The following is a 24,469-nucleotide window of genomic DNA, read 5'->3' as shown; positions in this document are numbered from 1 at the left end:
CATAGGCATGGCGGTCGTGGCCGGTCATGAGGTTGCAGAACACGATGCCCCTCCATCGAGGAGGGGCCGTTGGGCTGTGCTCGGCTCAGCCCAACGTGCCGGCCTGAAGGCTCAGGCAAAGACGAAATACTTGCGCACGGTTTCCACTACTTCCCAGGTGCCCTTCATGCCCGGTTCGATCACGAACACATCACCGGCCTTCAGATGCACCGGCTGCTCGCCTTCCGGCGTGATGATGCAGTAGCCGTCGAGGAAGTGGCAGTACTCCCATTTTTCGTAGTTCACCTCGAACTTGCCCGGGGTGCAGATCCAGGTGCCCATGATCTTGCTGCCGTCCTTCGAAAGGTAGGCGTTGAGGTTGACGGTGTGCGGGTCGCCGCCGATGCGCTTCCACTTGGTGGCGTCAACCACCGGAGTGGGGCAGGTTTCGCGCAGGACGGTGATGAAATCGGACATGTCGGCTCCAAACGATCTGATGAAAGGTTTGTCATCATAGGTTCAATGCCATGCCGGCAACTGCCTGTTTTCGACATGGAATTGCCTGTAAACGCGACGTCAGCAAGACCGTAACCCGCAACAGCCTGACGTGGTCGGTGTGTGGCGCTCGTCGATCTTGCGGGCAGCGGCCGCACCGAGACGTTCTTGTTATTCAAGGGGGCGAAGAGGGCGCTGTGGCCATGAAAACGCCAGCTACAGGGCTGGCGTCGATAAAGAACGAGAGGGCGGCAACCTGGATTCAAGGCATGCCGGCGATGGCGGGGAAGCCATCAGGGTGAGGCCATTCCGCCTCGACGGGGCGGAGGGGGTGTCTGTCGGACCCCTCGCTGGTGGTCGCCTCCCAGGACGCGGATGGCTGCATGGCACGGACGCTGCTCGCGCAGCGGATGGCAGCGGCGCTGTAGAATTCTTCGGCCAATGTGTCGCACTGCCGGGCCGCCATTTCCTGGGCCGCTTTGAAGCCGGCCAGCCAGGCGGTGTCGTGAGCGCGTTCCAGTTCCTCGATTCGGCCGATCAGGTCCAGCAGCATGGCGGGGTTAGTCGGGACTGGCGTGCCGTCGTCGGCGGATGTCGTCGCCGCCTCCTTGATTTCGGCCAACGTGTAGCCGGCGTAGCGTGTGCTCATGCAGTCGTCCTTTCCTTGAAACAGTGCTGCCGCGGAGCCGCCGTTGGCGGAAAGCCACCACTCCGGCCAGCGATCCGCACGGTGAAGATCATCGATCGATATGACGTTCATGGTGGCGGACGAGCGCGTGGCCATCCGTCCTAAAACCGACATCGTGATGCCTCCAGGCGGCACGGTGCCACCTCGGCGGCCAGATAAGTGGTTGTCACGGATTTACTGCTCCAGGCAGTCCATTTTTCTTCGGTCAGGGCCATGATGTCGAATGCAGAAAAGGAGGGACTCATGGAGACAGGTGGGGTGAGGACTGTTAAAATGGTAACGTTGTCATTGGGGAGTAGCCATCCTTAGCCCCTTGCTAAGGAGTTCACGTCAACAAACTTGAGGCCATAGCCTCATGGTGTGAACAGCCTCTGCACCAGCAGAGAGAGCCAGGCGAGACCTTTGGCCGCGATGCGCTTACCCAGGCCGGGCGAGGCGTATCGTCGCGCCATTGGATTCTTGCTCGCCCGGCCGGATTACTCTCATGCTTCTCGCTTTCACCCTGTTTTTCCTTTCCGCCGGGGCCATTTACTGGTCCTGTGAATTCTTCGTCAATGGCGTGGAATGGCTTGGTCGTCGTCTGAATCTGGGGGCGACGGCCGTCGGTTCGGTGCTGGCCGCCTTCGGTACCGCCCTCCCGGAAAGTGCCGTCACTTTTACTGCCGTGGTTTTCGGCAATACCCCCGCTCAGAAAGATCTCGGAGTCGGCGCCGCGATGGGTGGCCCGCTCGTTCTGGCAACCTTGGCCTACGCCGTGGTCGGCTTTGCCTTGATGCTGAACCGTCGACGTCTGGCGCGTGAAACGCACGAAGTGCGCGTGGATCATGTCCGTCTGAGCCGGGACCAGGCCGCTTTTCTTGCCGTGTTTGCGGTGAAGGTAACGCTGGGGCTGGTGGCCTTTGCCATCAAGCCGTGGCTGGGTGTGCTGTTCCTGATGGCTTATGGCGTCTACGTTTGGCGGGAAATCCGTGACAGCGATACCGCCCCGGAGGAAGAAGAGCTGGAGCCGCTGAAAATCCGCCCCAACATGGCTGAACCCTCGCTGGGGTGGGCGGGTTTGCAGGTCGTGCTGGCGCTGGTGGCGATCGGCGTGGCGTCGCATGTCTTTGTCGGCCAGCTTGAGGCGATCGGCACCGGTTTGCATTGGTCGCCGCACCTGGTGGCGTTGCTGCTGAGCCCGGTGGCGACCGAGCTGCCGGAAACGATGAATGCCCTGATCTGGGTGCGGCAGGGCAAGGAGCGCCTGGCGCTGGCGAACATCTCCGGTGCCATGATGATACAGGCCACCATTCCCAGCGCGCTGGGCATCTTTTTCACGCCCTGGCAGTTCGATGGCGCGCTGCTGGCGTCCGGCGTGATCACCGCCCTGGCGATTCTCTTTCTATGGCGGATCTTCCGCCGCGGCGCGGTCGATGGCCGGGTGCTGCTCGGCGTGAGCTCGCTGTACGGCGTCTTTGCCTTGCTGGTGGCGGCCTATTTCCCGCACTGAATGAGCGCGTGGCCAAGGTATCCTGGCCGGCTTGGCCCGCTGCGCCGCGGCGGGCCTATTTCAGGTACGACTTGATGATCTGGAGCACGGCATCCAGATCGCGCTGCCGTTGCGCCTGCTCGGCTTCCTTGACCACATGGTCGGTCAGATGGCCTTCGATCACGGCGGCCATCAGCCCGTTCACCGCGCCGCGGATGGCGGCGATCTGCTGGAGCACGGCGGTGCAGTCCGTTTCACTGTCCAGCAATCTTTCCAGCCCGGCCGTCTGCCCCTGTATCCGCCTGACTCGGGCCAGCAGTTTGGCCTTGTCTCTCACGGTGTGTGCCATGTCCGCTTTACCTCATGCCTAAAAAGTTGACGGAAGGGTAACATGCATATACTGGGGGGTAGTATAATGCGCCAATCTGATCACACGTTGTGAAAGTGCGCCATGCCCGAGTTTTCGATCCTGTTGCAGCAAGGCAATGCCTGGCTGTTCGTCCCGAGCGCCATCCTGCTGGGGGCGCTGCACGGCCTGGAGCCGGGGCATTCCAAGACCATGATGGCGGCGTTCATCGTTGCCATCCGCGGCACCCTGACGCAGGCGGTGCTGCTGGGCCTGTCGGCGACCGTGTCGCACACGGCGGTGGTGTGGGCGGTGGCGATGGCCGGGTTGTATTTTGGCCGCAACTGGAGTGCGGAGGCGACGGAACCCTATTTTCAGGTGGCCTCCGCGGTGCTCATCATCGGTGTGGCGGCGTGGATGATCTGGCGCACCTGGCGCAATCAGCAACTGGCACACGATCATGACCATCACCATGACCATCACCATGACGAGGCCAAGCTTATCGACACCGGCCACGGTGTCGTCCGGCTGGAGGTGTTCGAACAGGGCGTGCCGCCGCGTTTCCGTCTGCACCACGCGAGCAAACACGGCCACCGCTGGCCGGCCGATCAGGTGCGGATCGAGACGGAGCGGGCCGACGGCAGCCGCCAGGGTTTCACCTTCGTGCAGTGCGATGGCTTTGTGGAGTCGTTGGAAACCATTCCGGAGCCGCACGAGTTTGTTGCCCGGCTCAGTCTGGGGCACGATCAGCACCACCACGACTACGACGTGGAGTTTGTCGAGCCGGACCATCATCACTCGATCAAGGATTACGACGGGCTGGATTTGTCCGCGCCGGGGTACCAGGACCCGCACGAGCTGGCCCACGCCAACGACATCCGCCGCCGCTTTGCCAACCGGGAGGTGACCACCGGCCAGATCATCCTGTTCGGCCTGACCGGCGGGCTGATCCCGTGCCCGGCGTCGATCACGGTGCTGCTGTTGTGTCTGCAGCTGAAAAAGATCGCCCTCGGCGCCACGCTGGTGCTGTGTTTCAGCATTGGTCTGGCACTGACGATGGTGGCATCGGGCGCGCTGGCCGCGCTGAGCGTGAAGCACGTCTCGCGCAGTTGGAGCGGGTTTGGCGAGTTCGCCCGCAAGGCGCCGTACTTTTCCGGCGCACTGATCGTGCTGGTCGGGTTGTATGTCGGCTACCAGGGGTTGAGCGTCTTGCTCTGACGCCGAGGGTGGCGTTTCAGGCCAGACCATCCGCACAGCCCGGGCGCGCTATGTCATGGCGCGCCCGGGCTGTTGTTCTTAATGGTCCTGCCCGCCGTCCGGGTTGCCTTGGTTGATGATCTGGCGGGGAGGAACCTGGCCGCCGCGGCGCGGTTCCTCGGGGCGAGGAGCGAACGAGGGCCGGGCGGAAGGGGCGGTGTTGGGGCGCTCGATCTGCCGCCGCTCGATTTGAGGGGGTGCTCTGTGTCGTTCTGGGACGCCGACGTCCGGCTGACGGGGCCGGGCTGGCTCCGGCCGGATAATGGTGGGCATCCCCGTTGAACGTGGCACGCGCGGCGCCTCAGCTCCGGGTTGGCGCTGCTCGAAACGGCGGTTGTCGTTTCGGCGTTCGTTGCTGCCGGGCTCCGGTGGGCGTGGCCGGCTCGACTCGGGGCGGATGATCTGGGGCGACTCCGCCGGCGGCCGCGGTGAGCGAGGCACGTCGATGAGCCGGTGATCCTGACCGGGCGGTGTGATGCGGCGGTCGCGTCGTTCCCCTTCGCCACGTGGAATTTCGGGGCGCTGATCGAAACGGCGACGCGTCTCGGGTGCCCGGGGCGGATTGATGATGACGGGCATGTCGGGCCTCAGGTCCGGTTTGGGCTGCAACGCGGGCGAGGTCGGTTGAGTCTGCTGGCGCGGGAACTGGCGCGGTTCGCCCGACGGGGCCACGCGTTCGGACGGCCGCGGGGTGAAACCGTGGTACGGGACATTGCCGCGTCGTGACGGGTCATGCTCCCAACGGAACGGCCCCTTGCGGTCGAGCCACTCGCGGTGCGTGACGTGCGGGCGGAAGTAGTAGTTGTTGACGTTGACGATGGTGACGTGGCGGCGCGGCCAGTCGAAGTTGCCGAAGAAGAAGCCGACACCAACCGTGATGCCGGTGCCCCAGTAGATGCCCACGGTCGGCCCGACGTAGTAACCGGGCCAGATCCAGTAGTAAGGCGGATAACCCGGCCACCACCATGCTCCGTAGACCACCAGCGGGTCGTAATACGGGACGTAGACGATTTCCGGGTCCGCCGGCTCGATCACGATGACCGTGTGTTCCCGGGCGACCCGGAGGTAGCGGTTGGAGCGCAGGTAGCCTTGGTCCCAGGCTTTATCCCGCAAGCGCTGCACGGTATCCATGACCTGGTCTTCCTGGGCCAGGAAGGCGTCGCCGAGCTGCTCGGTCCAGTCCAGGTGCTCGTCCATCATCTGCAGCACCTGCGGGAAGGCGAGCAGGGACAGCACGCTCGGGTCCCAGTCGTTGCGGTTGGCTTCGCGCACGGCCTGGTCGCCCTTGAGTCCGGGGTGATCGCGCGACCAGCGCGCAGCTTCGACCACCTCGAGCGGGTAGGTCGATGCCATCAGCACCTGCGTCAGCAGCGAATCGGGGTAGAGGGCGATGGGCGCGAGCATCTGGTCGAGCTCTGCCTGGGTGTACACGGCGTCCTGGGCGACGGCGGGCGGGGCGGTCGCCAGGCCCATTGCAGCGGCAAAAATCAGGACCAGGCACTGTGTCATAAAACGTCGGATGCGTTGGGGCATGGCGGGCCTCCAGGGCATGCAAGGCGAGTCGGGCGTCAGCCGGGTGACTCGGGGTTGCGGGCAATGTCGTGGTCGCCCGCTCAAGCCATCGTTACCTTGCCGGGTGTCGATGGGTCATGGCTATCAGCCGGGTATCGAGCAGACGGGCCAAGCCCTGTCCGCCGGCAGTCATCACGGCGTCGTGATTCCACTGGAAGAGCGGTTGGGCTACCGGGGCCAGCAGGTTCATCCAGCGCTTGGTGGTGCGTACCTGCCAGTCGTAGCAGACCACGGTGATCACACCTTCTTTTCTGAAACTCCAGCGGCCATGGCCTTCGAGTTCGCCACTCGCCGTGCCTTCCAGGCAAACCAGCGGTTCGATGCGGGTGACGCGCATGTCGAAGGTCAACCGGTACGGCAGCACGCTCTTCCAGGTATAGCGCTGTACCGCACCGAGGCCATTGTCGTCGCCGGCTTCCAGGTCCAGCACCTGTTCCAGGCCGCGCCACCAGCTGGGCCAGCGGCGCGAGTGGTAGATGGCGTCCCATACCGCCTCCACGGGAGCCTCCAGGTACCATAGGGTGGAGAAGCGGTATTCCGCCATGACTGTACGGTTTTCCTGTGTTTGACGGTTTACGGTTGGAAAAAATCCGCAGCGAGCGGGACGTCGATTTCCACGTCGTCCATCAGCACGGTTTCCTGCTGCTCGCCGTCAAGACCGAAACTGACCACCTTGACTGGGAACAACGTGCCTTGCGTCAGCCAGAGCTGGAAGCGATGCACGCCGGCCACCGTGTTGCCGGGGGCGCCGGTGATGCTCCATCCCTGGACGGGCCAGTGGCCGATAGTGCCCTTGCCGAGTGGCGTCGTGTCGCCACCGGCCTGCAGGATGTGCACCGCTTGCAACAGCATTCCGACATGGGAGCGGTCGATGCGGTGCCCGTGCGGGCCGCGGATCAACGGGTTGTCGGGCGCCAGCGTCAGCGCGAAGCCAGGTTGGCCGAAGGGCCAGACCCGGACCTTGTTGCCGTGCGGGCTGTAGATCATCAGTGCCCCGGGATGCGGCGTGACGAACTCCATGCGTACGAAACCCGGTTTGCGGTAGGCGTAACGGACGACTTGCTGACGGGTGTGCGGTGCGCTCGAGCGGACGGTGACCCGGTAGCTGTCGAGCTGTTCGAACTGCTGCTGCGCGGCGGCGATCGGATCCGTCAGGCCGGCCGGGACGATCAGGGCGGTGGCAAGCAAGGGCCAGAGCATGGCTTACTCCACGACCTCCAGCACGCCGGCCATGCCTTTTTCTTCGTGGCTCTTGAAGAACAGCAGCTTGTTGGGGCAATGGAAGGGGTAGCGCCCCGCCACGGTCGGAGTGAAGCGGAAAGAGCGGGGCTCCTCGCCCAGGCGGCTGTCGATGTCGACCTGGTCGGGCGGCAGCTTGAGGACGAAGCGGTGCGGGATGAGCCCTGCTTCGACCTTGACCGATAGTTCGACCGGGGTGCCGGCCTTGACCACGATGTGGGCGGGCCTGAAAAAATAGCTGCCGCCGACGATGGCGACGTGCTGTACGCCGTCGCTGGCCACCGGCACCCGATAGGGTTCGTCGGCAGCACGAGCCGTGCCGGCAATCAGCGGGAAGGCGAGTGCCAATGCCAACCCGGCGAGGGTGAGTCTGGTCCTGTGCATGGTGACTCCTGTGTCTCGTCCGGGCGCGCCCGGGAGCGGCGCCCGGCTTGTGGTGATGCCGGGGTCAGTAGCCGCCCCCGCCGCGGCCGTGGTCGCCCATGTTGCTGTCGTGCGTCGGTGTCGCCCCTGGGTCGCCCATCGAGTGGCAGCCGCCGAGAGGCAATGCCAAGGCCAGAGCCAGTAACAGCAGCCAGCCGGTCAGCCGGTGCTTCCTGTCCATGTCGGTCTCCTTCATCTATCGAGTTGGGAAAGGGGCCGGCCCGGCTTAACCGGACCAGGCGCCCGCGTCGCCCCCCAGCGCCGTGCAGGCGTCGGCAGCGATCGCCCGCAAGCGGGGCTCGTTGTCGGTGCCGGACAGGGCGTAGCCCATGCCGTGGTTGGCCCAGTAGGCGGTACGGCTCGCGCCGTTGTGCAACAGTCGCAAGCTGATTTCGCGGGAGGGGTAGGGAGAGATGTACAGCGTGAGGCGTTTGCCTGTGCTGTTCTGGTACATGAACTGCGCGGCGGGGCCGGATTCGCCCGGCAGCAGCCGGCCGCCCACCAGCGCGTAGCCATACTCGCCGAGCGACGGCGCCGTTACCGCGCGCTTCAGCCGGGCCGACAGCCAACTGAGCAAGTGGGCTTCTTCGCGGACGGTGACTTCCACCGGGTGACGGCGTTCCGGGGCGTACACGGCATAGGCCAGATCGGCGCGCTGGGCAAAGGCAGGTTGGCCGAAGCCGCCGGGCAGCAGCTGTGCCGGCAGCGTGATGGCGAGCATCAGGCCGAGAGCCAGCCCCCCGGCGATGGCCGCGCCCAGTTGCCACCATGGCGTGCGGCGCTGCACGAACAGGCTCGCGGTTTCGCCGGCGAGCGGGAACAGCCGCCGCAGCGCCGCGTTCTGGCTGCGGTAATGCGCCACGCGCGCGGCGGCGGCCGGGTCATGGCCGAGCCGCTCCAGCAAGGCGCTACGCTCGGCGTCGGACAGTTCCCCATCCACCAGCGCCGACAGCGGACGCAGCTCGTCGGCGCTGTCAGGGGTGTTGGCGGTGGTGTCGCGTGGCTCGTTCATGGTGAGTGCTTCACTACTTTCAGTGGGGGCCGGCCGGGTGTCGCATCGGCCGCGGGCTCGGTCAGCAAGATACGCATGCGTTCCCTTGCCCGCGACAGGCGCGACATCACGGTGCCCACCGGTACCTTCAGGACCTTGGCGGCTTCCTGGTAGCTGAGCTCTTCCAGCGCGATCAGCAGCAGCACTTCGCGCTGTTCCAGGGGCAAGCGGTAGAGGGCGCGCTCCACATCGCGCAACAGCAGTCCGTCAACCTCGCCGGTGGCGGCCGGCTGTTGCTGCCAGGGGGCTTCCTCATCGTCGAATGCCACCTCGCGCCGGGAGCGCAACTGGTCGATGAAGCGGTGGCGCAACAAGGTCAGCAGCCAGGCGCGCAGATTGCCGCCGCGCCCCCAGCGCCATTTGCTCAACGCCCGCTCCAGCGTGTCCTGCACCAGGTCGTCGGCCCAGGCCGGATCACGCGTGAGTGCCCGGGCGTAGCGGCGCAGATGCGGCAGCCAGACCAGCAGGTCGGATTCGAAACTCATGGCCCGCCGGGCTCAGGGCTTGACGGTGTGCCACATGCCCTTGAAGCCTTCGCCGTTGGTGTCGCCCGGCTTCTTGTCCATCGACCAGCGATAGAGCGGGTGCCCTTTGTGGGTCCACTGCTTCTTGCCGTCGCTGCGCGTGATCGTGCCCCAGTCACCCGATGCCTTGTCGTACGAATCGGCCACGGCCGGAGGCCAGTTGTCGGCGCAAGGGCCGGCGCAGGTGCTCGTGTCCTTGCCGTCCTTATCGAAGGTGTAGAGGGTCATGCCGTGCTCGTCGACCGCCATGCCGTGCATCATCTTGGGCGACTCGGCCAATGCCGGCAGAGCCAGGGTGCTGCCCAGTGCCAGCAGGATCAGGGGGTGTTTCATGGTTATGCTCCTTGTGAGTAGGAAAATCGGGAATCTCAGGGGTATTTTTTGCCGGCGCCGAATCGGTGCGCAGCCGACGTATCGTGTCTACACACACTAAACGTTTCAGCGGCCCGGTTTATTCCCACCGGTAACGCGGGAGGCGCAAAAAAAATCCATCGCCATGGGCTAAGCCTAGTCGATGGCAGCGGGATGGGGCGGTGAGATGGCCCGATGGCTAAGGAGTCGGCGGGGCCAAGGTCGGCAGCGGCGGCCGCTTGACGCCGACGAGATGGCCGGGTGGGTTGTGAGTGGGGTTACGGCCTGCCGGTGCGGGCACGCTGCTTGGGTTTTCCTGAGCAGGGCCAGGTCAGGAATCCCCGCGAAGCGCGCCGCAACTGTCCCGCTCCGCTGATGTACCGCTGCCGCGGCACTGTTTGGTGAACAGGGCACGCGGCGGACGAAGGAGGAGGGCTTCAGTCTTTCACGACTTCGGCGACCACGGCGAGGGTGTCGCCGCGCTGCACCAGGCCGGGGAAGTGGCGCGACGCCAGGATGCCGGCACGCTTGGCGCGATATTCGACTGGCGCAACGCCGGTGCGGGTGGTGTCGTAGACGCGTGCGATCACCTCGCCTGCTGCGACTTCCCGGCCCAGGTCGATGCACATCTCCAGCAGTCCATCGTGCAGGCTGGTGACGAAGCAATCGTCGTTCGGCATGTCGAGCATGATGCTCGGCTGCGGAGCGACTTCCCCCTTAAGCACGTCGGCGTGGATCAGGAAGTTGCGCACCCCACGTTCGGCGATGGCCACGCTGGCCGCGCTGGACGAGCCGCCGCCGCCCAGTTCCGTGGTCACGAATACCTTGCCGGCGTCTTCCACGGTGGTATCCAGCATGCCGACACTGTCGATCTCCAGCATTCTCATGCTGTAGGGGGCGCCGAAGGCGCGCATCGCCGCCTCGCAGCATTCCTGCTGGCCCTTGTCGGGCAGGATGTGCACCGCGGCGAACGGCACGAAATCGAGCGTCTTGCCACCGGCGTGGATGTCGAGCACGCAGTCGGCCAGTGGCACCAGGTGGCGTGCGACGTAATCGGCGATCTTCTCGGTCACCGTGCCGTCCGGCCGGCCGGGGAAGGTGCGGTTCAGGTTGCCCTTGTCGATCGGCGAGGTGCGGCTCGCGCCGCGGAACGCCGGGTAGTTGAGGAAGGGCACGATGATCACGCGGCCGCGCACGTCCTCGGCACGCAGGGTATGGGCGAGCTTGGCCAGCGCCACCGGCCCCTCGTACTCGTCGCCGTGGTTGGCGCCGGTCAACAGCGCGGTGGGGCCGTGGCCGTTCTTCACCACGGTGACCGGAATCATGATGGCGCCCCAGGCCGAGTCGTCACGCGAGTAGGGCAGGCGCAGAAAGCCGTGCTGCACCCCGTCGCGTTCGAAATCGACGGTAGGCTTGATCGGAGACGGTCTCATCGCTCAATCCTTCACAAACAGTTGGCGCGGCGTGTTGCAGAACGTCTCGACACCGGTTTCGGTGATCAGGATGCTCTCGGTGATCTCGAGCCCCCAGTCGTCCAGCCACAGCCCCGGCATGAAGTGGAAGGTCATGCCCGGCTGCAAGACGGTCTTGTCGCCCGGACGCAGGCTCATGGTGCGCTCGCCCCAGTCCGGCGGGTAGCTCACGCCGATCGGGTAGCCGCAGCGGCTGTCCTTGTGGATGCCGAACTTCTTGAGCACCGCGAAGAAGGCGTTGGCGATGTCTTCGCAGGTGTTGCCCGGCTTGGCCGCTTCCAGGCCGGCGGCGATGCCTTCCACCACGGCCTTCTCGCCATCGAGGAAATGCTGGGGCGGGGTACCCAGGAACACCGTGCGCGACTGCGGGCAGTGGTAGCGCTTGTAGCAACCGGCGATTTCGAAGAAGGTACCCGCGCCCTTCTGGAACGGGGTGTCGTCCCAGGTCAGGTGCGGCGCGGCGGCGTCGGCGCCGGTGGGCAGCAGCGGCACGATGGCGGGGTAGTCGCCGCCGTGGCCTTCCACACCGAGGATGCCGGTGGCGTAGATCTCGGCCACCAGCTCGTTTTTCTTCATGCCGGGTTCGATCTTTTCCACGATCTGGGCGTGCATGCGCTCGACGATGCGCGCGGCGGTGCGCATGTAGGCGATTTCCTGCGGCGACTTGATGGCGCGCTGCCAGTTTACCAAGACGGTGGCATCGACGAAGCGGGCGTCCGGTAGGTACTTCTGCAGCGAGGCGAACGCGGCGGCGCTGAAGTAGTAGTTGTCCATCTCCACGCCGATGCACTTGCCTTGCCAGCCTCGCGCGGCGATGACTTCCAGCGACAGGTAGTCCATCGGGTGGCGCAACGGGGTCTGCACGTAGTGGTCGGGGTAGCCGACGATGTCGTCGTTGTCCATGAACACGGTGCGCTTGGCGCCGTTGGCATCCTGGCCGCGGCCGAACCAGACCGGGTCGCCGTCGTGGGCGAGGAGCACGCACTGGTGCACGTAGAACGACCAGCCGTCGTAGCCGGTGAGCCAGGCCATGTTGGACGGGTCGGTGACGATCAAGAGTTCGATGCCGCGCTCGGCCATGGCCTTACGGGTCTTGGCGATGCGCTCGGCGTACTCCTGGCGCGAGAAGGGGAGTCGGGTATCGGCTGGCATGATGATCCTCTGCGGGTAATCAGGATTGGAACGGAAAACCGCGGCCGGCTTGGCGTGCGCGGGCGAAGGCGAGGGTGGCGATGGCGGTGTCCTGGGCGCCGGTGCCGGTCAGATCGCACAGCGTGATCTGGTCGCGTCCGGTGCGCCCCGGTTGCAGCCCGGCGATGACTTGTCCGAGCTCGGGGAAGACGGCGTCGGCAGCGACGCGGCCGGCAGCGATGGCGTGATGCAGCTCGCCCAGCACCCGGACCTGGCTCAGGCGGTCGCACACGTAGCTCGCCGCCGACAGCACCTCCGGCGCGATCTCGTTCTTGTGCTCGGCGTCCGAACCCATGGCGGTGATGTGCAGGCCGGGGTGCAGGTGGCGGGCCTCGATCAGCGGGGTGCGGCTGGGCGTGGTGGTGACGGCGATGTCGGCATCGGTCAGCGCGGCACTGACGGTTTCGCACGGGGTGATTGGCAGCTCGAGCTCGCGCCCGGCTTCTTCGGCAAACTGCATGGCCTTGGCCGGGTCGCGCGCCCATACGGTGACCGACTCGATGGCGCGAACCTGTTTCAGGGCCTTGAGCTGCAGGCGGGCCTGCAGTCCGGCGCCGATCACGGCGACGTGGCGCGCATCGGGACGGGACAGCCAGCGCGCCGCCACGGCGCCGGCGGCGGCGGTGCGCACGTCGGTCAGGTAGCCGTTGTCCAGCAGCAGCGCTTCGAGCAGGCCGGTGCGGGCGGACAACAGCATCATCATGCCGTTGAGGCTCGGCAGGCCCAGCTTGGGGTTGTCGAAGAAACCCGGGCTGACCTTGATCGCGAAACTGTCCAGACCGGGCAGGTAGGCGGTCTTGACGTCGACCTCGCCGTTGTTCTGTTCGATGTCGAGGCGCAGGATCGGCGGCATGGCCACCTTTTCGGTGGCGAGCAGGCGGAAGGCGTGCTCCACGGCGTTGATGGCCTCCAGATCGAGCGGCACCACGGCGCGCAGATCGGCTTCGTTGAGCAGGGTGACGGTTGGCACGGTGTTGTCTCCTTGTGTCTTATTGGGGGCGGGCGTCGCCGACGATGCGGTGATGCGCCGCCAGATCGATGTTGCGGCCGCTGAGCACCACCACGACCGGGCCTTGCGGCCGGACCCGGCCCGTCAGCAGCGCGGCGATGCCCACCGCCGCGGCACCTTCCAGCACCTGGCCTTCGCGCCAGTAGGCATGACCGATGGCGTCGGCGATGTCGTCTTCCGCGACCAGTAGCGTGCTGTCAGCCAGCTCGCGGGCCATGGCGAAGGTGTAGCGGTTGTCGAGCCCGATGCCGCCGCCCAGCGAATCGGCCAGGGTCGGCAGTTCTTCCACCTGCACCGGGTGGCCGGCGGCGAGGCTCACGTGCATGGCCGCGCCCCGCTCCATGGTCACGCCGATCATGGCGATGTCGGGATTGGCGGACTTGATGCCGCGCGCGATGCCGGCGAACAGGCCGCCGCCCGACAACGGCACGAGCACGGTGTCCACCTCGGGCAGGTCTTCGAGGATTTCCAGCGCGATGGTGCCCTGACCGGCGATGACCGCCGCGTTGTCGAACGGCGGAATCATGGCGAGACCTTCTTCCTGACTCAGGCGCTCGGCTTCGAGCTGGGCGTCGTCCTGGCTTCGGCCAACGATGCGTATCTCGGCGCCGAGGGCGCGGATGGCCTCCACCTTGTTGGCGGGCACCAGCTCCGACATGCAGATGACCGCGCGTACACCATCGGCGGCGGCAGCGTGGGCCAGCGCCCGGCCGTGGTTGCCGGTGGAGGCCGCCACCACGCCGCGCGCCTTGTCGGCGGCGGAGAGCCGGGCGATGGCGTTGGTGGCGCCGCGCAGCTTGAAGCTGCCGGTCAGCTGCTGCGATTCGAGCTTGAGATACACCGCTTGGCCGCAGTGCGCGCTCAAGGTGGGAGAGAGAACCAGCGGCGTGCGCAGCACCTTGCCTTGCAGGGTACGGCGGGCCCGGAAAATGTCGTCCAGCAAAACGGCGCTCATGGTGATCTTGCTCGCTTGTCGAAGGTGAAAATCCATGCGAGGCAGTGTAATGCGCTGATTTGTGGCGCTTAATGTCCTAGTGCATTGACAAGACACTTGCCGGAATTTGAAGCGGGATGGACGGCGCAATGTCGCGCACGCGGGGCATCTTGGGCGCAGGGCACAGACAAGAAGCGGGGGTGGAGCAGGGCGCGGGCGGTGCGTCGATGTCGTCAACGCACGCCGCTCTGCATCCGGAGAAGAGAAGGAACGCCGTGGCAACCGTGGCGCTACCTCGGTCGGCTGGTGAAGGTCAGAAGTCGTGCACGGTAGGGAATTGCTCGAACACTTCGCGAACCACTTTCAGTGCGTCGTACACCGCCGCGTCGTCCAGTTCGGCGCCGACGCACAGCCGCACCGCGTTGGGCCGGGCGGCGCCGCGCACCAGGAACGGGTCAGGGGCGGTGACCATGACGAGACGCCGGCGCAGTTCGCGCAGCAGGCTGTCCAGTGGCCAGTGTTCGGGAATGCCAAGCCAGGCGCTGAGTGCGGTCGGGTGATGGCCTTGCAGATAATCGCCGAGGACGTCGCGCACCATGCCCTGCCTCGTGGCAAGCCGGGCGCGCTGGATCGCGGCCAGTTGGTCCGCGGTGCCGTCGTGAATCCAGCGCGTGGCGATTTCGGCCAACAGCGGCGCCGCCATCCAGGTGGTGACACGCAGGATGCTCTCGGCGCGCAGCGCCAGGCGGCGCGGCATGATGAGGTAGCCGATGCGCAGGCCGGTCAGTACCGACTTGGTGAAGCTGGTGCAATAAAAACCCAGATCGGGGATCAGGCTGCTGATCGGCGGCGGGCGCTTCTCCAGCAGCGGCCCGTGCACATCGTCCTCGATCACGTAGACACCGTACTGGGCGGCGATCTTGGCAATAGCGCGGCGGCGCGATTCCGGCATCAGGGCGACCGTCGGGTTATTCAGGTTGGGCGTGCACACCAGGGCCTTGACCCGCTCGTTGGCGCACATGTCCTCGAAATGGTCCGGGTGGATGCCGAACTCGTCGATCTCCAATCCCTTGAGGGTAAATCCCAGGACATTGGACGAGCCGATCACGCCATGGTCCGTCAGGCTCTCGGTCAATACCACGTCGCCGGGCCCGGCCAGCGACGCCAGGGCCAGGAAGATGCCGTGGGCGGCGCCATTGGTGATCAGTAAGGTATCGAGCTCCGGCATCATGCCGAGCCGCGCCAGCCATTCCGCACCGGCCTCGCGATGGCTTTCAAAGCCGGCAATCGGCCGGAAGCTGCGGATCCACGGCTGCTCTTCCTGCGTTGCCAGGGCCGCGCACGCCTGCCGCCAGGCGTCATCGTGCTCGGGGGTGTGGATGATGCGCGAGATGGAAAAGTCCACCAGCGAACGCTCCGGGCGATCCAGCATGTAGCTGGCCATGCGTTCGGTCATGCGTCGTGAGACGAAGCTGCCGCGCCCGACCTCGCAGCGGATCAGGCCTTGCCGCTCGAGCTCCTTGTAGGCATTGGTGACGGTCTGCACGCTGATGCCGAGCTCCGAGGCGACGTCGCGCTGGGGTGGCAGCCGCGTGCCATCTTTCAACACGTCGCCCTCGATGTCGGTGGCGATGGCCTGCACCAACACCTTGTATTTCGACTCGGAGCCCTGAACCGTTTCCAATGCTTGGCGCCACTGTTTCATTCTCTGTACCTGCTTTCCGTTACTGAATAAAGCGGTGCGACTTGTCACGCTGGGTGAACAGGAGCGCACCGGCACCGGGAGCTTGACTGCATCAGGACAATACCTCGCCGGAAAAGTCACGTGCAAGTTACTGATTTATAATGACATGATAAGGGTTTTTGCCGGTAGTCGACGCTCGCCGCGTCGCCTGTCCATGTTGAATGCGCACCCTCCGGTTAGACAAAGCTTACTCATCTAAGCACATTACAGATTATTGTCCTAGTTCAATCCAAACCACGAAAAGCACTTTTATTCTGTGTTCGACGCAGTGACCTGGCACGAAAGCCAAGGATGCCACCCTGACTAGAGCATTCTGCCTTTCTACCCAGCAATGCGGCCCTGCTCGAATTAGCAGCCCTACAAAGGAGAAATTAGATGAAGCTTGTATCGACCAAACAGCGTCTCTCGGTATCCATGCTCACCGCAGGCTTCGTGGCGATGGCGGCCATGACCTCTTTGCCGGCCAAGGCGGAGAACACACTGGAACGCATCCAGCGCACCGGCGTGGTCCGCATCGGCTACGCCAACGAAGCGCCGTTCGCCTTCACCACGCCGGACGGAAAGGTCACCGGGGAGTCGCCCGAGGTGGTCAAGGCCATCTTCGCCAAGATGGGGGTGAAGAAGATCGAGCCCGTGCTGACGGAGTGGGGCGCGTTGATTCCGGGCTTGCGTGCTGGCCGCTTCGACGTCATCGCCGCCGGTATGTACATCACCCCGGAGCGCTGCAAGCAGGTGGCATTCACCGACCCGCATTACCAGCTTGGCGATACCCTGCTGGTGAGCAAGGGCAATCCGAAGAGGCTGGGCAGCTACGCCGACGTGGCCAAGGATGCGAACATCAAGCTGGCCGTGATGTCGGGCACCGTCGAGCTGAAGTACGCCCGCGACGCCGGGCTCAAGGATGACCAAATCCTGCAGGTGCCGGACACCACCGCGCAACTGCAGGCGGTGCGCACCAAGCGCGCCGACGCCGCGATCGGCACGCAACTCACCATGAAGGGCCTGGCCGCCAAGGGCGGGGTCGACGTGGAGGCCACCACCCACTTCAGCGACGACCCGAAGCACATGGGCTACGGTGCGCTGGCGTTCCGTCCGGACGATCAGGCCCTGCGCGACGCCGTGAACAAGCAGTTGCACGGCTGGCTGGGCGGCGCGGACCACCTAAAGACGGTGTCGCCGTTCGGCTTTGACCACTCCAACGTCACCAAGAAGACCGCCGCCGAACTCTGCAAGGGTTGATGCGCCCCCGGAGCGCCGTCGCCCGCCCGGGTGGCGGCGCTACCCGATTTACCGAAATTTAGGAGGAACCCATGGGCGAATTACTTCCACTGCTGCTCCAGGGCGCGGCCGTCACAGTCCAGATCACGCTGCTGGCGTCGTTGCTGGCGGTGGTGCTGGCCCTGGCCGCCGCGCTGGGGAAAATGTCGACGTGGCGCCCGCTCAAGTGGCTTGCCGCCACCTACGTCGAGATTTTTCGCGGCACCTCGCTGCTGGTGCAATTGTTCTGGCTGTTCTTCGTGCTGCCGCTGCCACCGTTCAACCTCGAACTGAGCCCCTACACCGTGGCGGTGATCGGGCTCGGGCTGCATATCGGGGCTTATGGCGCCGAGGTGATGCGCGGCGCGATCAAGTCGGTGCCGAAGGGTCAGTACGAGGCGGCCACCGCGCTCAACATGTCGGCGATGCTGCGCTTTCGCCGCATCATCCTGCCGCAGGCCCTGATCAGCGCGATCCCGCCTGGCACCAACCTGTTGATCGAGTTGTTGAAGGGCACGTCGCTGGTGTCGCTGATCACCTTGTCGGACCTGACCTTCCGCGCGCGCCAGCTTGACCAGGCCACCTTCCGCACCCTGGCGATCTTCTCACTCACGCTGTTGATGTATTTCGTGCTGGCCCAGGTCATCGCGCTGTCGATGCGCCTGCTGGAGCGGCACTTCCATCGCGGGTTGTTGCGCGGGAGCCTGAAATGAAAACCTTCTTCGACTGGCAGTTTGCCTGGCACATCCTGCCCACCCTGCTGCAGGCGGCGCTCTACACCATCGGCATCACCCTGATCGGCTTCGTCATCGCGGTGGTGCTGGGCCTGGTGCTGGCGATCCTGCGGCGCAGCCACCGGCGCTGGGTGTCCTGGCCGACGGGCTTGTTCATCGAGTTCGTGCGCAGCACGCCGCTCCTGATCCAGGTGTATTTCCTGTTCTACGTGCTGCCATCCTACGGCGTGACCATGACGGCGCTCACCGCCGGCACCATCGGCATCGCGGTGCATTACGCCTGCTACACCGCCGAGGTGTACCGCGCCGGCCTGAACTCGGTGCCGCGGGGGCAGTGGGAGGCGGTGACCGCCTTGAGCCTGAGCCGCTGGGATGCCTACCGTGACGTCATCCTGCCGCAGGCGATCCGCCCGGTGCTGCCGTCGCTCGGCAACTACCTGGTGGCGATGTTCAAGGACACGCCGGTGCTGTCGGCGATCACGGTGGTGGAAATCATGCAGAAGGCCAAGGACCTGGGCTCGGAATACTTCCAGTACCTGGAGCCGATCACCATGGTCGGGGTGTTCTTCCTGGCGCTCAGCCTGGTCGCGGCCGCCCTGATGAAAAAACTCGAAGCCAGGCTCGCCCTGCGTTGACATGACAGCGACGATCGGGGCGGCAGCGCCGCCATCCGATGCGTCATTCAGGAGACACTAGTTATGACCACCCCCATGGTGAGTTTCAAAGGCGTGACCAAAAGCTACGGCTCGCATACCGTGCTCGATCATTTGGACCTGGACATCGCCCGCAACGAGAAGGTGGCGATCATCGGTCCGAGCGGCTCCGGCAAGTCCACTCTGCTGCGCGTGCTGATGACGCTGGAACCGATCGACCAGGGTCAGATTCTGGTCGAGGGCGAGTCGCTCACGCACATGGAACGCAACGGCGTGCTGGTGCCGGCCAACGAGCGCCACATCCGGCAGGTGCGCAGCAAGATCGGCATGGTGTTCCAGAGCTTCAACCTGTTCCCGCACATGACGGCGCTGGAGAACGTGATCGAGGCGCCGATCCGCGTACTCGGGCTGAGCAAGAAGGAGGCAATCGAACGCGCAGCGGAACTGCTCGAGATGGTGGGCCTCGGCAACAAGAAGGACCACTATCCGTCGCAGCTGTCCGGCGGCCAGCAGCAGCGCGTCGCCATGGCACGTGCGCTGGCGATGCGCCCGAAGGTGATGCTGTTCGACGAGGTGACCTCGGCGCTCGACCCGGAACTGTGCGGCGAGGTGCTCAACGTGATCCGCCGTCTCGGCGACGAGCACAGCCTGACCATGCTGATGGTGACGCACCAGATGGGCTTTGCGCGCGAGTTCGCCGACCGCGTGTGTTTCTTCTACCAGGGCCGCATTGCCGAGCAGGGCACGCCGGACGTGATGTTCAGCAAGCCCAGCAACGAGCGCACCCAGGCCTTCCTGAGCGCGGTGATGGATGCCGCCTGACCCCTGATGTGGCAGTAGGTACCCGAAACGGGCGGAGGCGACTCCGCCCGTTTTCGTTTGCCGCATTCACTCGGCCGTCGCCTCGATGGGAATCACGAACCCGGCCTTGACCCGGTCCATCACCACCAGCGTCTTGAAGCTCTTGATGTCGCGGTTCTCGTAAAAGAAGCGGCGCGTGAACTGCTCGTAGTCCTCCATGTTCTTGGCGGTGATCACCAGCACGAAGTCGGCGTCGCCGGTGACGTAAAAGCCGTTCATCACCTCCGGCGTGGTACGGATCGCTTGCTTGAAGCGGTCGATGATGTCAGCGCGCTCGCGCTCCAGCGAGACCAGCACCAGCATGAACACGTGCCGTCCCACCGCCTTGGGCGAGACGATGGAGACATCGCCCTCGATCACGCCGGCGCTGCGCAGGGTCTTCAGGCGGCGCTGGCAGGCGGTGGGTGACAGCCCGACCTGGGTGCCGATTTCCTCCGAAGTGAGACGGTTATTGCGTTGCACGGCATTGAGAATGCCCACGTCGATGCGATCCAGTTCCATGGTGCAGTTTTCCTGCGTTAAAAAAGTAAAAAATGCAGCAATACGGCGTACTGCTGCTTGTTAACGCCGATTGCCATATCGCACTCACACATAAACTGTGTCCATCAACCTGTCAACCAGACGTTGGAGGCACACCCCATGAAACAACTAGCCAAAGCCGCGCTGGCCACACTGCGGCGCCCCGATCTGTGTGAAACCCGGGCCTATGTCGACGGCCAGTGGGTCGACGGCGAAGGGCAGCTCGCGGTGGACGATCCGGCTACCGGCGAAACCATCGCCCGGGTCGCGCATTGCGAGCCAGAATGGATCGACCGCGCCGTCGACGCCGCTGCCCGCGCCTTTCCCGCCTGGCGCGATCTGCTGCCGGTGCAGCGCGGTGCCATTCTGCGCCGCTGGGCCGCACTCACCCGCGAGCATGCCCATGACCTCGCCGTAATCATGACTGCCGAGCAGGGCAAGCCGCTGCAGGAGGCGCTGGGCGAGATCGCCTACGGCGCGGCCTTCCTCGACTGGTTCGCCGCCGAAGGCGAGCGCTGCTACGGTGAGAGCATCCCGAGCCATCTGGCGGGCAGCCAGCTCGTCACGCGCATGCAGCCCATCGGGGTGACGGCGGCGGTGACGCCGTGGAACTTCCCCAGCGCCATGATCACGCGCAAGGCCGGTGCCGCGCTGGCCGCCGGCTGCACCATGGTGGTCAAGCCGGCCCCGGAAACGCCGCTGTCGGCCCTGGCCTTGGCCAGGTTGGCCGAAGAAGCCGGCGTGCCGGCGGGCGTGCTCCAGGTGGTAACGGGCGATGCGGCCCGAATGTCGGAACGGCTGCTGCAACGCAGTGAGGTGCGGGCCTTCAGCTTCACCGGCTCCACCGAGGTGGGCCGGCTGCTGCTCAAGCAATCGGCCAAGACGGTCAAGAAGGTGTCGTTGGAACTGGGCGGACATGCGCCGTTCATCGTGTTCGACGACGCCACGCTGGACGAAGCGGTGGCCGGCTGTATCGGCGCCAAGTTCGCCACCTCCGGCCAGGACTGCCTCGCCGCCAACCGCATCTACGTGCAACGCCCCATCTACGACGCCTTCGTGACCCGGTTCGCCGAGGCCACCGCCCGCCTCAAGGTAGGCCACGGTCTGGAGGAGGGCGTCGACATCGGCCCGATGACGCGCGCCTCGGTGGCGGCCAAGAGCCGCGACCACATCGGCAACGCCGTCTCCTGCGGCGGCCGCATCGTCACCGGCGGCATGGGCTGCGCGCTGGGTGGCAACTTCGTCACCCCGACCGTGTTGGCCGACGTGACCGACGACATGGACATCGCCCGCGAGGAAACCTTCGGCCCGGTGGCGGCGATCCTGCCGTTCGACAGCGAAGACGAGGTGCTGCGCCGCGCCAACGCCTCGGAATACGGCCTTGCCGCCTACGTCTACACCAACGACCTGCGCCGCGCCATGCGCCTCTCGGATCGCCTCGAGTACGGCATGGTGGCGCTCAACACCCCGAAATTCACCGGCGCGCCGATTCCCTTCGGCGGCTGGAAGCAATCCGGCCTCGGCCGGGAGGGCGCCAAGCACGGCATCGCCGAGTATATGGAGCTCAAGTACGTCTGCTTCGGCAACCTGTAACGACCCGAATACCCAAGGAGAACACCATGGACAAGCAAACCCACGACCGTATCGCCAACCAGGACCGCGCCTCGGTGCTGCACCCGTTCACCCAGCTCAAGGACTTCGCTAGCGGCAAGGCGGGCGACCCGACCATCGTCGAAACCGGCAAGGGCATCCGCATCACCGATTCGACCGGGCGCGGATACATCGACGGCTTCGCCGGGCTCTACTGCATGAACGTGGGCTACGGCCGCACCGAAGTGGCCGAGGCCATCGCCCGCCAGGCTTACAAGCTGGCCTATTACCACAGCTATGCCGCGCACACCACCGAGGAACTGGCGCGCCTGTCCGACCGCCTGGTGAAGATGGCGCCGGGCAAGATGAGCAAGGTGTTCTACGGCCTGTCCGGCTCGGACGCCAACGAAACCCAGGCCAAACTGGTGTGGTACTACAACAACCTGCGCGGCCTGCCGAAGAAGAAAAAGATCATCGCGCGCGATCGCGGCTACCACGGCTGCTCGGTGGTCTCCGGCTCGATGACCGGCATGAGCTTCTACCACGATTACATGGACCTGCCAGTGTCCGGCATCCTACGCACCGGTGCGCCGCATCACTACTGGGGCGCCGAGCCGGGCGAGACCGAAGAACAGTTCTCGGCGCGTCGTGCCCGCGAGCTGGAAGAGCTGATCCTGCGCGAGGATCCGGACACCATCGGCGCCTTCATCGCCGAACCGGTGCTGGGCACGGGCGGCATCACCCCGCCGCCGGCCGGCTACTGGGCCGCGATCCAGCCGGTGCTGAAGAAGTACGACATCCTGCTGATCGCCGACGAGGTGATCACCGGCTTTGGCCGCACCGGCGCCATGTTCGGCTGCGATAAGTACGGCATCGAGCCCGACCTCATCACCGTGGCAAAGGGGCTGACCTCGGCCTACGCGCCGCTGTCGGCGTCCATCGTCGGCGAGAAGGTGTACCAGGTGCTGGAAGAGGGCGCGGATCGCGTCGGCGCGTTCTCGCACGGCTATACCTACTCGGGCCACCCCATCGGCGTGGCGGCGGCCAACGCGGTGCTCGACATCGTCGAGCGCGACGACATCCCGGGCCATGCCGACCGCGTCGGGGCCTACTTTCAGAAGAGCCTGCAGGAAACCTTCGCCGGGCTGCCCATCATCGGCGAAGTCCGCGGCGTGGGCCTGATGGCGGCGCTGGAGTTCGTCGCTGATCCGGCTACCAAGCAGCGCTTCGACCCGGCGCTCAAGGTTGGCGCCCGCGTCTCAAAGGCCGCGCGCGACCGCAACCTGATCGCCCGCGCCATGCCGCACGGCGACATCCTCGGTTTCGCGCCGCCGCTGGTGACCACCGAGAAGGAAGTCGACGAGATCGTCGGCATTGCGCACAAGGCGGTGCTGAGCGTGATCGACCAGCTCAAGGCCGAAGGCGCAATCTGAACCATTTCTCCAGCGACCATCGACCCAAGCGATTGTCCACCCTTGCCAGCCCTTGCAGGCTGGCTTTTTTTCGTCCCGCGCCTGCTGAAAACTACCCCGCGCAGTGCAGGGAGCGGCCTGTGCCAGAGGGTGTGTTGCGGCGGAATGCCCGGCGGTCTAAGAGAACGAGGGGGCGGTTTCGGGCGAGCCGATGCGGTTGCGGCCGGAGTGTTTGGCGGCATAGAGCGAGCGGTCGGCCTGTTCCACCAGCCAACCCGCCGTCGCCGGGCTGTTGGCCGGATGGCAATACAGCCCGACGCTGACGGTCACCACCGGTCGCAGGCTGCCGGGCGGGGTAGGGAGGGCGAGGCTTTCCACCGCGGCGCGGAAGCGTTCGGCGGCTTGCCGTGCCTGCACCAGGTCACAATACTGCAGTATGGCGACGAATTCTTCCCCGCCGTAGCGCGCCACGGTGTCGCCGCCGCGCAGTTGTTCGGCCATGCACGCGGCGATCAGCTGGATGCACCGGTCGCCTTCGACGTGCCCGAAATGGTCGTTGTACTGCTTGAAGAAATCGATGTCGGCCATCAGCAGGGTCAGCGGCGCTTGGTGTCGCACTTGTTGTTGCAGCGCCATTTTCAGCACGGCATCGAAATGGCGGCGCGAGGAGAGCCCGGTCAGGCTGTCGTGGATCGACGCTTCGTAGGCCTGGCGGTAGGAGTGCTGCAGCCGCGTCTGCAGCTTCAGCACCTCGAACAGCAAGGCGCCCAGCATGATGCCCGCGGCCGCCAGCTCGAAAAAGCGCGAGGCGTGCCAGCCGACGGTATAGCGGATCGATGAAGAGCACACGGTGATCAGGTACAGCAGATAGGAATAGCAGCTGAGCGCGAGCCAGCAGTGGAACGCACTGCGCAGGCGCGTCACCAGCAGGACACTCAGCAAGGCCACGAACCAGCTTGCGAGCAGGAAGGCGCCAATACCGCTGTGGGTCAGCGCGCTGTAATCGCCGTTGTCCTTGACCAGACTGTTCAGGTCCGGCACCAGCCGCGACAGCACTGTCACCGCGAACCAGGCCAGGCCGAGCGGGGCGAGTACGCAGAGGGACAGCGCCTGACAGCGAACGCGTTTGGACAACGGGCGATCCTGCTGCCGCTGCAGCACCAGCATGGCCAGCAGGATCAGAAAAGCGGTGCCGCCAAGACGTGCCAGCCAGAGCCAGGTCGCCATGTGGGAGCCCAGCGGGTAACCGCCGCGGGCGGAAAACACCCCGGGCAGGTTGATCAGCAAATAGCCGGACATCAGTGCCGAGTAGCCAAAGGCGACACTGAGCAGGCCGTTGCTGAGTTTGTGGTCGGCATAGAACTGCAGCAGCACCAGGTAGGCGATGATGCTGTTGGTGACGGTCAGAGCGGTGATCTGCACCGGCCGCAAATTGCCGCCGAGTGCCGTCGGGACGTCGATGTCGGGCAGGATCATGAGCACGGCGGCCGTCATTGCGGTGGCGATGAGGCCGGCCAGGAGCAGGCTGCGGCGGGAGGGGGCGGTCGAGAAGCTGTCTTCCATGGGGCACCGTTCCAGGCGGTTTTTTGTCAATGTGGGCGGTCGTTGGACTCGGTGATGGTGTTCTGCCTGCTCCACACGATGGGCCATTTGCCTTGGGATAGGGGCAGTCATGAGACGGACGGGCTAAGCAGAGAGGG

General features: G+C 65.3%; 26 protein-coding genes and 1 riboswitch. Of the genes, 8 read left to right on the top strand and 18 right to left on the bottom strand.

Translation table 11 applies throughout. The annotated features are described in order from the left end of the window. Positions 1-111 precede the first annotated feature (111 nt). Positions 112-456: a cupin domain-containing protein gene (locus AC3WG5_RS17340; protein WP_008954152.1), complete on the bottom strand. Its 345-nt coding sequence runs from the start codon at positions 454-456 to the stop codon at positions 112-114. Between the two features lie 280 nt (positions 457-736). After that, a complete protein-coding gene (locus AC3WG5_RS17335) occupies positions 737-1,276 on the bottom strand; it encodes a hypothetical protein (protein ID WP_492569846.1) in 540 nt (179 codons plus the stop codon). Positions 1,277-1,440: 164 nt separating this feature from the next. Then, positions 1,441-1,553, top strand: a riboswitch (yybP-ykoY riboswitch). Positions 1,554-1,646: 93 nt separating this feature from the next. Here AC3WG5_RS17335 and AC3WG5_RS17330 point away from each other — a divergent pair. Beyond that, the gene (locus AC3WG5_RS17330) at positions 1,647-2,651 is read left to right on the top strand and encodes a sodium:calcium antiporter (protein WP_492569844.1); all 1,005 of its coding nucleotides are present in this window, start codon (positions 1,647-1,649) and stop codon (positions 2,649-2,651) included. A 55-nt stretch (positions 2,652-2,706) separates the two neighbouring features. Here AC3WG5_RS17330 and AC3WG5_RS17325 read toward each other — a convergent pair whose 3' ends face one another. After that, a complete protein-coding gene (locus AC3WG5_RS17325) occupies positions 2,707-2,979 on the bottom strand; it encodes a metal/formaldehyde-sensitive transcriptional repressor (RefSeq protein ID WP_294865845.1) in 273 nt (90 codons plus the stop codon). Between the two features lie 102 nt (positions 2,980-3,081). Between AC3WG5_RS17325 and AC3WG5_RS17320 the strand changes: the two genes are divergently transcribed. Beyond that, on the top strand, positions 3,082-4,194 hold the full coding sequence (locus AC3WG5_RS17320; RefSeq protein WP_492569841.1) for a nickel/cobalt efflux protein RcnA: 1,113 nt from the start codon (positions 3,082-3,084) through the stop codon (positions 4,192-4,194). 78 nt (positions 4,195-4,272) lie between these two features. Here the strand turns inward: AC3WG5_RS17320 and AC3WG5_RS17315 are convergent, their stop codons facing one another. The 13 genes from AC3WG5_RS17315 to ehuR form a co-directional block, all read right to left on the bottom strand. Then, entirely contained in the window at positions 4,273-5,766 is a 1,494-nt protein-coding gene (locus tag AC3WG5_RS17315) for a DUF3300 domain-containing protein (RefSeq protein ID WP_492569839.1), read from the bottom strand. A 91-nt stretch (positions 5,767-5,857) separates the two neighbouring features. Then, on the bottom strand, positions 5,858-6,349 hold the full coding sequence (locus AC3WG5_RS17310; RefSeq protein ID WP_014087169.1) for an SRPBCC family protein: 492 nt from the start codon (positions 6,347-6,349) through the stop codon (positions 5,858-5,860). Between the two features lie 29 nt (positions 6,350-6,378). After that, the gene (locus tag AC3WG5_RS17305) at positions 6,379-7,005 is read right to left on the bottom strand and encodes a LolA family protein (protein ID WP_014087170.1); all 627 of its coding nucleotides are present in this window, start codon (positions 7,003-7,005) and stop codon (positions 6,379-6,381) included. Positions 7,006-7,008: 3 nt separating this feature from the next. Beyond that, positions 7,009-7,428 (bottom strand): quinol oxidase, encoded by a 420-nt coding sequence (locus AC3WG5_RS17300; protein WP_008954161.1) that lies wholly within the window; start codon positions 7,426-7,428, stop codon positions 7,009-7,011. A 64-nt stretch (positions 7,429-7,492) separates the two neighbouring features. Further along, on the bottom strand, positions 7,493-7,648 hold the full coding sequence (locus tag AC3WG5_RS17295; protein WP_492569835.1) for a hypothetical protein: 156 nt from the start codon (positions 7,646-7,648) through the stop codon (positions 7,493-7,495). A 45-nt stretch (positions 7,649-7,693) separates the two neighbouring features. Then, on the bottom strand, positions 7,694-8,479 hold the full coding sequence (locus AC3WG5_RS17290; RefSeq protein WP_482581839.1) for an anti-sigma factor family protein: 786 nt from the start codon (positions 8,477-8,479) through the stop codon (positions 7,694-7,696). Continuing rightward, the gene (locus AC3WG5_RS17285; RefSeq protein WP_008954164.1) at positions 8,476-9,003 is read right to left on the bottom strand and encodes a sigma-70 family RNA polymerase sigma factor; all 528 of its coding nucleotides are present in this window, start codon (positions 9,001-9,003) and stop codon (positions 8,476-8,478) included. Before AC3WG5_RS17285 ends, AC3WG5_RS17290 begins: the two co-directional genes overlap by 4 nt. A 12-nt stretch (positions 9,004-9,015) precedes the next feature. After that, on the bottom strand, positions 9,016-9,375 hold the full coding sequence (locus tag AC3WG5_RS17280) for a COG4315 family predicted lipoprotein (RefSeq protein WP_482581835.1): 360 nt from the start codon (positions 9,373-9,375) through the stop codon (positions 9,016-9,018). Positions 9,376-9,830: 455 nt separating this feature from the next. Further along, positions 9,831-10,826, bottom strand: coding sequence for a N(2)-acetyl-L-2,4-diaminobutanoate deacetylase DoeB (gene doeB / locus AC3WG5_RS17275; RefSeq protein WP_492569832.1), 996 nt, complete (start codon positions 10,824-10,826; stop codon positions 9,831-9,833). Positions 10,827-10,829: 3 nt separating this feature from the next. Further along, positions 10,830-12,017, bottom strand: coding sequence for an ectoine hydrolase DoeA (doeA, locus tag AC3WG5_RS17270; RefSeq protein ID WP_492569830.1), 1,188 nt, complete (start codon positions 12,015-12,017; stop codon positions 10,830-10,832). Positions 12,018-12,036: 19 nt separating this feature from the next. Beyond that, positions 12,037-13,026: a cyclodeaminase gene (locus AC3WG5_RS17265; protein ID WP_482581830.1), complete on the bottom strand. Its 990-nt coding sequence runs from the start codon at positions 13,024-13,026 to the stop codon at positions 12,037-12,039. Positions 13,027-13,045: 19 nt separating this feature from the next. After that, the gene (gene eutB, locus AC3WG5_RS17260; protein WP_492569828.1) at positions 13,046-14,020 is read right to left on the bottom strand and encodes a hydroxyectoine utilization dehydratase EutB; all 975 of its coding nucleotides are present in this window, start codon (positions 14,018-14,020) and stop codon (positions 13,046-13,048) included. A gap of 292 nt (positions 14,021-14,312) precedes the next feature. Further along, positions 14,313-15,704, bottom strand: a complete 1,392-nt coding sequence (gene ehuR / locus AC3WG5_RS17255; protein ID WP_492569827.1) for a MocR-like ectoine utilization transcription factor EhuR — start codon at positions 15,702-15,704, stop codon at positions 14,313-14,315. Between the two features lie 414 nt (positions 15,705-16,118). Between ehuR and ehuB the strand changes: the two genes are divergently transcribed. From ehuB to ehuA, 4 genes are all read left to right on the top strand, one after another. Beyond that, entirely contained in the window at positions 16,119-16,982 is an 864-nt protein-coding gene (gene ehuB / locus AC3WG5_RS17250; protein ID WP_492569825.1) for an ectoine/hydroxyectoine ABC transporter substrate-binding protein EhuB, read from the top strand. A 71-nt stretch (positions 16,983-17,053) separates the two neighbouring features. Continuing rightward, the gene (gene ehuC, locus AC3WG5_RS17245; protein WP_482581822.1) at positions 17,054-17,713 is read left to right on the top strand and encodes an ectoine/hydroxyectoine ABC transporter permease subunit EhuC; all 660 of its coding nucleotides are present in this window, start codon (positions 17,054-17,056) and stop codon (positions 17,711-17,713) included. Further along, positions 17,710-18,369 (top strand): ectoine/hydroxyectoine ABC transporter permease subunit EhuD, encoded by a 660-nt coding sequence (gene ehuD, locus AC3WG5_RS17240; RefSeq protein ID WP_492569823.1) that lies wholly within the window; start codon positions 17,710-17,712, stop codon positions 18,367-18,369. Before ehuC ends, ehuD begins: the two co-directional genes overlap by 4 nt. Positions 18,370-18,444: 75 nt before the next feature. Continuing rightward, positions 18,445-19,209 (top strand): ectoine/hydroxyectoine ABC transporter ATP-binding protein EhuA, encoded by a 765-nt coding sequence (ehuA, locus tag AC3WG5_RS17235; RefSeq protein WP_492569865.1) that lies wholly within the window; start codon positions 18,445-18,447, stop codon positions 19,207-19,209. Positions 19,210-19,275: 66 nt separating this feature from the next. Here ehuA and AC3WG5_RS17230 read toward each other — a convergent pair whose 3' ends face one another. Beyond that, positions 19,276-19,749, bottom strand: a complete 474-nt coding sequence (locus AC3WG5_RS17230; RefSeq protein ID WP_482581818.1) for an Lrp/AsnC family transcriptional regulator — start codon at positions 19,747-19,749, stop codon at positions 19,276-19,278. A gap of 138 nt (positions 19,750-19,887) precedes the next feature. Here AC3WG5_RS17230 and AC3WG5_RS17225 point away from each other — a divergent pair, with 138 nt between their 5' ends. Both AC3WG5_RS17225 and AC3WG5_RS17220 read left to right on the top strand, forming a co-directional pair. Beyond that, positions 19,888-21,360, top strand: coding sequence for an NAD-dependent succinate-semialdehyde dehydrogenase (locus AC3WG5_RS17225; RefSeq protein WP_492569820.1), 1,473 nt, complete (start codon positions 19,888-19,890; stop codon positions 21,358-21,360). A gap of 26 nt (positions 21,361-21,386) precedes the next feature. Continuing rightward, positions 21,387-22,790 carry an aspartate aminotransferase family protein gene (locus AC3WG5_RS17220; RefSeq protein WP_492569818.1) on the top strand — a complete coding sequence of 468 codons (1,404 nt, stop codon included), beginning with the start codon at positions 21,387-21,389 and terminating at the stop codon, positions 22,788-22,790. Positions 22,791-22,946: 156 nt separating this feature from the next. Here the strand turns inward: AC3WG5_RS17220 and AC3WG5_RS17215 are convergent, their stop codons facing one another. Next, a complete protein-coding gene (locus AC3WG5_RS17215) occupies positions 22,947-24,332 on the bottom strand; it encodes an MASE4 domain-containing protein (RefSeq protein ID WP_492569816.1) in 1,386 nt (461 codons plus the stop codon). Between the last annotated feature and the right edge of the window lie 137 nt (positions 24,333-24,469).

Source organism: Pseudogulbenkiania sp. FW507-F1 (assembly GCF_058781125.1).
This window is presented reverse-complemented; position numbering and strand designations above follow the sequence as displayed.